At 66.1% G+C, this 8916-nt stretch carries 7 protein-coding genes; 1 reads left to right on the forward strand and 6 read right to left on the reverse strand.

Translation table 11 applies throughout. The features are described 5' to 3' along the window. The 3 genes from CCS01_RS10485 to CCS01_RS10495 all read right to left on the reverse strand — a co-directional run. Positions 1–1195, reverse strand: a 1195-nt coding sequence (locus CCS01_RS10485) for a carboxylate--amine ligase (RefSeq protein ID WP_146101671.1), incomplete at its 3' end; no start/stop codon positions are given. Between the two features lie 58 nt (positions 1196–1253). After that, positions 1254–2285: a polysaccharide deacetylase family protein gene (locus CCS01_RS10490; protein WP_146101672.1), complete on the reverse strand. Its 1032-nt coding sequence runs from the start codon at positions 2283–2285 to the stop codon at positions 1254–1256. A 226-nt stretch (positions 2286–2511) separates the two neighbouring features. After that, a complete protein-coding gene (locus CCS01_RS10495) occupies positions 2512–3465 on the reverse strand; it encodes an alpha/beta hydrolase (RefSeq protein ID WP_104518776.1) in 954 nt (317 codons plus the stop codon). Between the two features lie 103 nt (positions 3466–3568). On the opposite strand from CCS01_RS10495, the gene CCS01_RS10500 reads away from it, so the two are divergent. Beyond that, positions 3569–6058: a bifunctional acetate--CoA ligase family protein/GNAT family N-acetyltransferase gene (locus CCS01_RS10500; RefSeq protein ID WP_104518779.1), complete on the forward strand. Its 2490-nt coding sequence runs from the start codon at positions 3569–3571 to the stop codon at positions 6056–6058. Positions 6059–6142: 84 nt separating this feature from the next. Here the strand turns inward: CCS01_RS10500 and CCS01_RS32695 are convergent, their stop codons facing one another. From CCS01_RS32695 to CCS01_RS10510, 3 genes are all read right to left on the reverse strand, one after another. Then, positions 6143–7540, reverse strand: a complete 1398-nt coding sequence (locus CCS01_RS32695; protein WP_146101673.1) for a HEPN domain-containing protein — start codon at positions 7538–7540, stop codon at positions 6143–6145. A 145-nt stretch (positions 7541–7685) separates the two neighbouring features. After that, the gene (locus tag CCS01_RS10505; protein ID WP_104518777.1) at positions 7686–8252 is read right to left on the reverse strand and encodes a hypothetical protein; all 567 of its coding nucleotides are present in this window, start codon (positions 8250–8252) and stop codon (positions 7686–7688) included. Between the two features lie 3 nt (positions 8253–8255). Next, positions 8256–8618, reverse strand: a complete 363-nt coding sequence (locus CCS01_RS10510) for a hypothetical protein (protein WP_146101674.1) — start codon at positions 8616–8618, stop codon at positions 8256–8258. Positions 8619–8916 lie beyond the last annotated feature (298 nt).

The raw sequence follows: 8916 nt of genomic DNA on the forward strand, positions 1-8916 counted from the left end.
TGTGTGGCAGCGCCCGCGCCAGCCGCTGCCACACATCGCCGCCCAGCGCGCGCAGTTCGGCCAGGCCAGGCCCCGGATCGTCGCGCACCAGCACGTCGTGCCGCTCCCGCCCGGTGACGCCGCGCAGCAGCTCCAGCCCGCGTCCGGCCATGAACCGCGCCTTCGCCATCCTGCCCAGCCGCAGCGCTGCCGCCTCCTTGCGGGAGGCCGTCAGGTCCGGCAGCAGGTTGCGGCCGTAGATGCCCACCGGGTAATTCACCGCCGGCGTCGCCTCCCCCGCCACCAGCAGCCGGTACCAGCGGTAGGGAAAATCCACCCCCAATGCCACGGGCAGCGGCAGCGAGCCCCAGGGCCGGGCGTTCACCTCCAGCAGGATCCAGCCGCCCTGTGCGTTGCACTTGAACTCGAACATCGCCACGCCGGTGTAGCGCAGCGCGGCGACGATCGCGTCGCAGCCGCGCAGCAGCGCCGGCGTCAGCGGCGCCGAGACGCGGTAGTAGCTGGCGCCGGCCAGTTCGCGCACGCGGTGGTGCTCGAAGGCCTGCAGCACACGGCCCTGGCTGGCCAGCAGCGACACGCCCAGACCCTGGCCGGGGAAGACCTGCTCCAGCAGCGTCTCCGCCGGGTCGACCTCGCGCAGCACTCGCGCCAGTTCCGCCGCATCGCGCACCACCTGTGCCTTGCCGCGCGAGGCCAGCGTCTCCAGCGCGTAGGATCGGCGCGGCTTCACCACCAGCGGCAGGCCGAATTCCGCCGCCACCGACCCGGCGGTGTCGTCCGGCCGCGCCAGCCGTCCCGCCGCCACCGGCACGCCCACCTGCTGTGCCAGTGCCCGGGTGGCGTGCTTGTCGAACAGCGCGGCGATCGCGTGGTCGTCCGGGATGGCCAGCCGGGCCAGCGGCGCCAGCCGATAGCGGTGGCGCTGCAGCGGCAGCAGCGCGGTTTCGTTGCATGGGATTACAAGATCGAAGCGTTCCGCCGCCAGCAACGTCTCCATGGCGCGCAGCCAGTCCGCGCCGTCACCCATCCAGGGCGGCAATTCGTGCACCGCGGTGATGTAGCGCGAGGCCAGGGCGGGCGAACGGAAATTGTCCGGCGCCGCATGGACCGCGATGCCCTGCCGCCCCAGCGAGCGGACCGTCGCCAGGAAGCTGCGCGTGTCGTCCCCGAGGACCAGGGCCTTGCCGGCGGTCATGCGCCGTCTCCACGCGGCGGACGGCAGGCCCTCGGCAGGCCGCTGGCGGATAGAGCCGTCATCGCCCCGGGGCCTGTCCCGCCATGAGCGCCGCCGCCACGCGCGTCACCGTATCGGCGCGCCCGCCAAGCTCCGCAAGGAAGACGTGCAGATAGCCATCCAGCGTCGCCAGAAAGTGGCGCCGATCGGCTTCGGTGCGGACGTACTGCGTGGCGCCGGGCAGCAGCGAGGAGCTGTGATAGGTCAGCATGAACAGCCGGGTGCCGGCGGCGAGGGCGGCACGGGTCTGCCGTGTCATCTCCGTCAGGCTGCCACCCTCCGGGCTCAGGCGCAGCCGGGTCAGCAGGCCCAGCCGGCTGAGCACGCCGGGCAGGCGCAGCCGCCGCGCGGGGTGGGCCGAGAGGCGGTGAAACAGCCAGGGCCCCTGCGACGCCAGCCGCCCGACGAAGTGCACCGACAGCGGCAGCTCGCACAGCCCGTCGGCGATGCGGTAGGGGCCTTCCGGCGCGCCGCGGAAGTCCGGGCCGCCGTCGGCCGAGAAATCGGTGTGCGGCACCACGCTGACATCCACCGCATAGCCCAGCGCGCGCAGCGTTGCCGGGGTCGCCGCGCCGATGCCGTAGCGGCCGGCTTTATATACTGTGGGGCGGGCGCCGAAACTGGCCGCGATGGTGTCGGTCAGCACGGTCAGTTTGTGGCGTTCCAGCGCGGCCGGCAGGTTGCCGGGATAGGAGTGGCGGGTATCCACCGGCCCCTCCGCCGGCGGGGTCACCCAGGGATGCAGGTGCGCGCCGATGTCGCAGCGTCCATCCGCGGCGATGGCGCGCAGCACCGCCGCGGCCTGCGGTGTACTGGCGACCGGATAGTCCACGACATAGGTTGGCACCACGCCGTGCGCATCGAAGACGGCCTGTGCCAGCGGCTGCAGATCGATATTGCTGACCGCCGTGCTCGCCGGGTCGAACGGCGCCGTCCAGTCGAACTCCTCCTCCGTGTCGATCACCACGACCAGGGTCGGGGGCCACGATACCGGCGGTGCCAGAAGAGCCTGCACGGGGGGAGACGCTACGCCGTTGGCCAATTCAGCCATGTCAGTCTACCCAAATGATCCTTGCAATCAGCCGGCGTGCGATGGCGGAGACCGCCCGCCACGAACGCCTGCCCCGACTATTTCATGGCCTGCCACAACAGCGGTGTACGTCCGGGGATGTCCCATGATTCCCGACGAATCGCAATCAGAATGTCAACCGCCGCTGGCCTTGCGTCTCATACCGGATGCGCGGTCCCACAGCACGCCCGGGCGGCGCCGGCGCGCTTTATCCGGCCACGCGCCGCATCCACGCCGCGGCCTTCGCCACCGCGTCCTGCGCCTTGCGCACCGATCCGGTCGCCCGCAGGAAGCCGTGCACGACGCCGGGGTAGGTTTCCGTCTCCGCCGCCACGCCGGCCGCCCGCAGCCTGGCCACCAGCGCCTCGCCTTCGGATCGCAGCACGTCCAGCTCGGCGAGCTGCACGATCACCGGCGGCAACCCGGCCATGTCGGCCCGCAGCACCGCCGCCAGCGGGTGCAGGCGGTCGATGTCGTGCGGCACATAGACGCTCCAGTAGAAGGCCATGCGCTCGGTACTCAGGCCGTAGCTGCCGTCGCCATAGGCGCGGTAGCTCTCGGTGTCGAAGCGCGAGTCGCAGACCGGATAGGTGGCGACGACGCCGCGCAGAGTCGGCCCGCCGGTGTCGCGCAGCAGCAGTGCCGTCGCCAGCGCCAGGTTGCCGCCGGCGGAGTCGCCGCCGACGAGCAGGCGCCGCGTGTCCAGGCCCCAGGCCGCGCCCTGTTCGGCCACGAAGCGCACCACCTCGGCGCATTCCTCCAGCGCCTGGGGGAACTTCGCCTCGGGCGAGAGGGCGTAGTCCACGCTGACGACCGTTACTGGCGCCGCGACGGCGTATTCGCGGGCGATGCGGTCGTGGGTATCGACACTCGCCCATACCCAGCCGCCGCCGTGGAAATAGACCAGAGTCGGCAGCATCCGGCCGGTAACCGGGCGGTAGACGCGGCAGAAAATGCGGCGGCCGTGGGCCTCGATGTAACGGTCGGTGGTCTCGGCCATGACCGGACCGCCGGCGGCGGTCAGTTTGCCTAACAAATCATTGATCCGCCGGTGTGGCGCCAGCGGCACGGTGACTCTTACCGGCGGGTAGGCCGCCGCCGCGGCCTCCTGTTCGGCGGTAAAGGCCGCCATTTCCGGGTCCCAGCCTGAACGATCTCCCATCTCATTTAACCTTTGGTTATTCATTATCAGCTATGCAATGGTGTGTGAAAGCGATTTGAAACTTGCTTTTGCCGCTGGTCACCCTTTATTGCTGCACTGCACCATGTCCATACCCAGGCTCACATCCGGCCGCCGTTTCGATCCGGCCAACCTGTTCCGGCCAACCTCCCTGGCCGTCATCGGGCTGGAGGCGGACGCCAGTGTCAAGACGCTGGCCAATCTCGCCCTGAGCGGCTTCAAGGGCCCCATCCACCAGCTGCACAGCATCGCGGAACTGCCCGAGGGCGTCGACGTGTGCATGCTGTCGCTGCCAGCCGACGAAATCGGCGCGGCAATGACGGTGATGGCGGAGCGCAACTGCTTCGCCGCCATCATCCCCGGCCCGGCCGACGAGCTGCGGGCCCATGCCATGCGCACCGGCGTGCGGGCGCTGGGGCCGTATTCGTTCGGGCTGTGCGTGCCCAAGCTCGGGCTGAACGCCACCCGGTCCCACATCCAGCCGCAGGCCGGCAAGCTCGCGCTGGTGACCCAGTCCTCCGCCATCAGCCGCGCCGTCATCGACTGGGCGGAGCCGAACGGAGTCGGCTTCAGCCACATCGTCGGCGTCGGCAACAACCATGACATCGGCTATGGCATGGTGCTGGACTGGCTGTCGCGCGATCCAGGCACCGGCGCGATCCTGCTGGACATCCGCCGGATCAAGAACCACCGCCTGTTCCTGTCGGCCGCCCGCGCCGCCGCCCGGCTGCGCCCGGTGGTGGCGATCCGCGCCGGCACGCGCACGGAAGACCCGACCGGCGCCTCCGACATGGCGCTGGAAGCCGCGTTGCGCCGCGCCGGCGTGCTGTGCGTGAACCGGCTGGAAGACCTGCTGGCCGCGGCCGAGACCCTGTCGCGCGCCAAGCCGGTGCGCACCGACACGCTGGCGATCGTCTCCACCGCCATCGGCCCGGGCCGCCTGGCCAGCGACGCCGTGCTGCGCGCCGGCCTGGCGCTGTGCCCGAACGAGACGATCAGCGAGCACGTGCCGGCGGAAGAGCTGGCCGCCACCGCCTTCGGCCTGGCCGCCAGCGGCACCGTCGGCGGCGTGCTGGTGGTGCACGCGCCCACCGGCCTGAAGGACGAGGCGACCATCGCCAGCCTGACCCGGCCGCACCCCGAGCAGCGCGCCCCGGTGCTGTTCTGCGTGCTGGGCGAGACCCACGGCGCGGTGCACCGCAACACCCTGGCGAAGGCCGGCCTGCCGGTGTTCGCCACGCCCGAGCAGGCGGTGCGCGGGTTCGAGCATCTGGTGCTGGACCGCCGCAACCGCGCCGCCGCCCGCGAACTGCCGTCCTCCACCGTGATGGAGGTGACGCCGGACAAGGCCTGGGTGCGGCGCCTGTTCCGCGACGTTCGCATGGACGGCCGGCTGGCGCTGACCCAGGATGAATCGCTGGACGTGCTGGCGGCCTATGGCATCCCGACGGTGCCGACGCGCATGGCCGCCTCGCCGGACGATGCCGCGGCGGCGGCCGATTCCGTCGGCTATCCGGTCGCGGTGAAGCTGCGCGACAACGCGAGGCCCGGCACCCGGCCGCCGGGCGGGCTGGTGCTGGACCTGATGGACGCCGCGCAGGTGACCGCCGCCGCCCGGCTGCTGGCGGCGAAGGAGCCCGAGCGGCCACTGCTGGTGCAGCACCAGGCCGGGCGGGCGCGGGAACTGGCGATCCGCGTGTCGGACGATGTCGGCTTCGGGCCGGTGATTTCGTTCGGCTCGGGCGGCACGGCGGCGAACCCGCAGGACCGGGCGATGGACCTGCCGCCGCTGAACCTGACGCTGGCCGAGCAGTTGATCCGCCGCTGCCGCGCCGGCGCGATGCTGGGGCGCGACCTGCGCGACCGGCCCGCCGCCAGCACCGACGCGGTGGCCGGCACGCTGGTGCGCATCAGCCAGCTGATCGTCGATTTCCCGGAAATCGCAGTGCTGGACCTGCCCGCGCTGTTCGCCGATGCGCGCGGCGTGGTGGCGGCGGATGCGTGGGTGAAGCTGCGCGGGGCCGAGGAAACGCCGCCGCCGCTGGCGATCGCGCCGTATCCGCAGGAACTGGTCACCTGCCGCGTGCTGGGCAACGAGAGCATCACCATCCGGCCGATCCGGCCGGAGGACGCCGAGGCGCATGGCGCGTTCTTCTCGCGGTTGTCGCCGCAGGATATCCGCTATCGGTTCTTCAGCGCGATCCGCGAGCTGTCGAAGGAGCAGGTGGCGCGGCTGACGCAGGTGGACTACGATCGCGAGATGGCGTTCGTCGCGGTGAGGGACACCACGGGCGAGATCACCGGGGTGGTGCGGCTGGTGTGCGAGCCGAACGGACGATCGGCTGAGTTCGCGGTGATCGTGCAGGCGGATATGAAGGGCCGGGGGCTGGCGACCGCGCTGATGAAGCGGGTGATTGATTGGGGGCGGCAGAAGGGGCTGCAGGAGATCACCGGGCAGATTTTGGCGGATAATGCGCCGATGCTGGCGTTTATCCGGCATCTGGGGTTCACGGTGCATCGGATGCCGGATGATCCGGAGGTGATGGAGTCGCGGCTGGAGTTGGTGGCGGGGTAGGGGGCTGGAGGACGCTCAGCGGGCACGTCGGGATTGTGTCATTCATGCGTATTAGCATCTTGGCTACGCTGTACTCCCTATGATCTATCCACAGATAGCGCGTAAAGTGAGCAGCCTATATAGATCTGTGTCATTCCCTTTATCGGTTTCGCACAAGTTCAGAGACTCGCTTAGCGCGCGTTGGTACATGTCAACCGCAACTTGCCCATGGATTGATAACTCTGTTTCATCAAAATCGGCACCGTGAGCAATCTTGCTTCGGAAAGCGTAGGCCCGCTTTATTGCGTCAAACGCTTGGTCCCGTTGCGATTTTTCGAAGACAAACGCCGTCAGCGCAACGGCTAACTTGTGCGATATCTCGTTCTGGCCGGGATTGAGTAGCTGCTCAATAGCAGCCCAAAAGCCGGGCAGGCTAATAATCGGGTCCTGATTTCGCAGTGCTGCTTCGGCATGCCTTAAAGACGTTTGTATCCTGGCAAGCCGGCTCCCTCTCTTGGGTTTGCTGAAACATGTAGTGGCGACTCTGACGAACCTATCACCTGATATATCCATCCGATCTGACGGATATACCCGGCTACCATACTGGCTATTGTTGTAGGTTTGCATCCGGCGACTTAGTCTCGTGCTAACGGTGCCGTTTGCAGAAGTACTAAGCACCAGCTCAGCAATCACCTGGGGATTTAGTCCAAGCAAGAGATTAGTATAAGCAAGAAACGCATTTATCCTTCTAACGGACTCGCGAGATCGGTCGGCAACCGGATCTTGAACCCGTCCGTCGATTACAGCGGGCGACAAGTTTCCATCACCTAAGTTCACTGCGAATACGCCAGAAATTGGTGGAAGCCAATTTGTCATATTGTATTCGTAATCATACATCGGGAACGTAATTTCATTGGGCAGTAGGTCTATCGGGACCCAATGAGTGCTTTCGTCCAATTCAATAATTTTCCTCTGCAGTTTTTCGATTGAGAAACCGCTGACTGCAATGTAGAGAACATGGCCGGATGCATGGTAATGGTTTGCGGGGCTGCTATTCTGAATGCCAAGGTGCGATAAAACTTCTTCCGCACCGATTATTTTACCTACATTATCCCCACAAAACAATCCGGCTGGGCGTGCATCAGTTGCTACTTCATCGCCAGGTAGCACATTGGCGAGAGAAACCGTCAGTCTAGTACGGCTGCCCATGATGTCCCGCCGCAACACATCAACGCGGAATGCATGGTACCGAGATGGGTGATCGCTCCTTAACAATTCTTGCCATGTTCCCTCAAATATGTTCGTTAACGATCCGCAATTCTTCAGGCAAGCCAAGTCTTCCTTCTTAGATCGGATCATATAGAAATGGGTTTCTGTGTCCAATGCTGCTAAATGGATAGTGGCCCCAGGCCTGGGGGCATTAAGCAATGGCCACATTGGCCATTGGTAATCGTTGTGGTCGGCTCTTGCTTCGGCAAATATATCGGCATATTCGGCAGCCATGTTGGCGCAATTCCAATCTATCAGAGATTTAGTTCGTATCAGCCGGTCATTGGCTGCTGAGCAAATGAACCTTATCGATTTTGCAAGTATCTGACAAGAGAGACATTGCAGCTGGCGTTTCGTTGCTCGTTGGTAGCCGCGAAGATCAAGGATGCTGTACCGTTCCCGCGCCCGTCGCCGGACTCCCCGGCTGTCGCGGCTGGAACAGGTGCGTAACGCCCGCGGGCGTCGGCCACAAATCAGCCGCCTGGATGGCAAGGATGACAACCCCCAGGATGATCGGCGACAGGATCGCGATGACAAACCCGATCAGCAACTGATTGCGGAACGAGCCCGCCCGGCGAAGCTCCGCAAGGCCGTCGCGGAGATTGACCGAGAACCTGTCGAGGCTCGTCTGAACGGAGGCAATGACCCGGTCATTGATCGCCGCCTGCCGCTCCTGCACCAGGTAATCCTTCATGTACGCCCGGGCAGCACGATCGAAGGTCCGCGCCGAACTTTCCCGCCACGCCCTGATCCGCGTTTCGGTGATCTGGGCGATCCAGCCGTTGATCTCATCCGGCGTGGGAGACGTGCCCCTGTCCCGCTCGATCTGGTCGTACCACTCGTATTTCTCGAACGAGTAGATGGCGTAGGTAAGATAGTTCAGCTCCGGCGGATGCGTGTTTCCCGAGACGATACTGACCCAGATCTCGCGGTCGTTACTCGGCATCTTTCATTCGATCCGCGCCTTATGGAAGCTGCCGACTTCCCGGGCAGCCCGGTTCAGCGCCGAGCCGACCCGGTTCATCACGGCATCCGCCGGCTCGATGTCGAGGGATTTCGGCACGATGTGGTCAAGCTCATAGGCAAGCGATGGCCTGGCCAGCAGAAAGCGTCCAAGTTGTTTGCGGAGATCCGCCCTGTTGTCTTCCGACTCGGGATGCTGTTGCAGATCCTCCAGCGCTTCCCGAGCCCGGCCGGTCAGATGCTCCTGAAGCTGCCCATGGGCCGTGCGGGCGCGCGCCAGCTCGTCGTCGCCCAGCAGCTGTGCGCTCGATACCTGCGCGCTCAGCAAGGCCAGCGCGACCAGTTCCACGACACGGGTGGCCAAGGGTTCGATTCCCATCTCAGAAGTCATTCATAACCCTCCAGAAAAGGAAGCTTACCACGTTTCCGTGCGCAGGACCACAAGACCAGCATGGTCAAGCAGGCAAGCGCCATCCCCTGCGCAGGAGGGGGTATGCCGAGCGTCCGAGGCCAGCGTTCCCAGCCCCCGATCCTGCCGCTGCCGGGACAGGCTGTCCTCACGCCTCGCCGCCATCAGCGCCTATCGCCACCACCCCCAACCGCGCGGCGAACACCACCTTCCCATCGCCCTCCCGCCGCCCCTGGAA

This window comes from Rhodopila globiformis, from assembly GCF_002937115.1.
In the GTDB taxonomy this organism is placed as follows: domain Bacteria; phylum Pseudomonadota; class Alphaproteobacteria; order Acetobacterales; family Acetobacteraceae; genus Rhodopila; species Rhodopila globiformis.

What these genes read in the sequence shown, in the direction of transcription:
- CCS01_RS10490 (WP_146101672.1), bottom strand. Translation starts at nt 2,285, where the DNA reads ATGGCTGAATTGGCCAACGGCGTAGCGTCTCCCCCCGTGCAGGCTCTT.
- CCS01_RS10495 (WP_104518776.1), bottom strand. Translation starts at nt 3,465, where the DNA reads ATGGGAGATCGTTCAGGCTGGGACCCGGAAATGGCGGCCTTTACCGCC.
- CCS01_RS10500 (WP_104518779.1), top strand. Translation starts at nt 3,569, where the DNA reads ATGTCCATACCCAGGCTCACATCCGGCCGCCGTTTCGATCCGGCCAAC.
- CCS01_RS32695 (WP_146101673.1), bottom strand. Translation starts at nt 7,540, where the DNA reads ATGGCTGCCGAATATGCCGATATATTTGCCGAAGCAAGAGCCGACCAC.
- CCS01_RS10505 (WP_104518777.1), bottom strand. Translation starts at nt 8,252, where the DNA reads ATGCCGAGTAACGACCGCGAGATCTGGGTCAGTATCGTCTCGGGAAAC.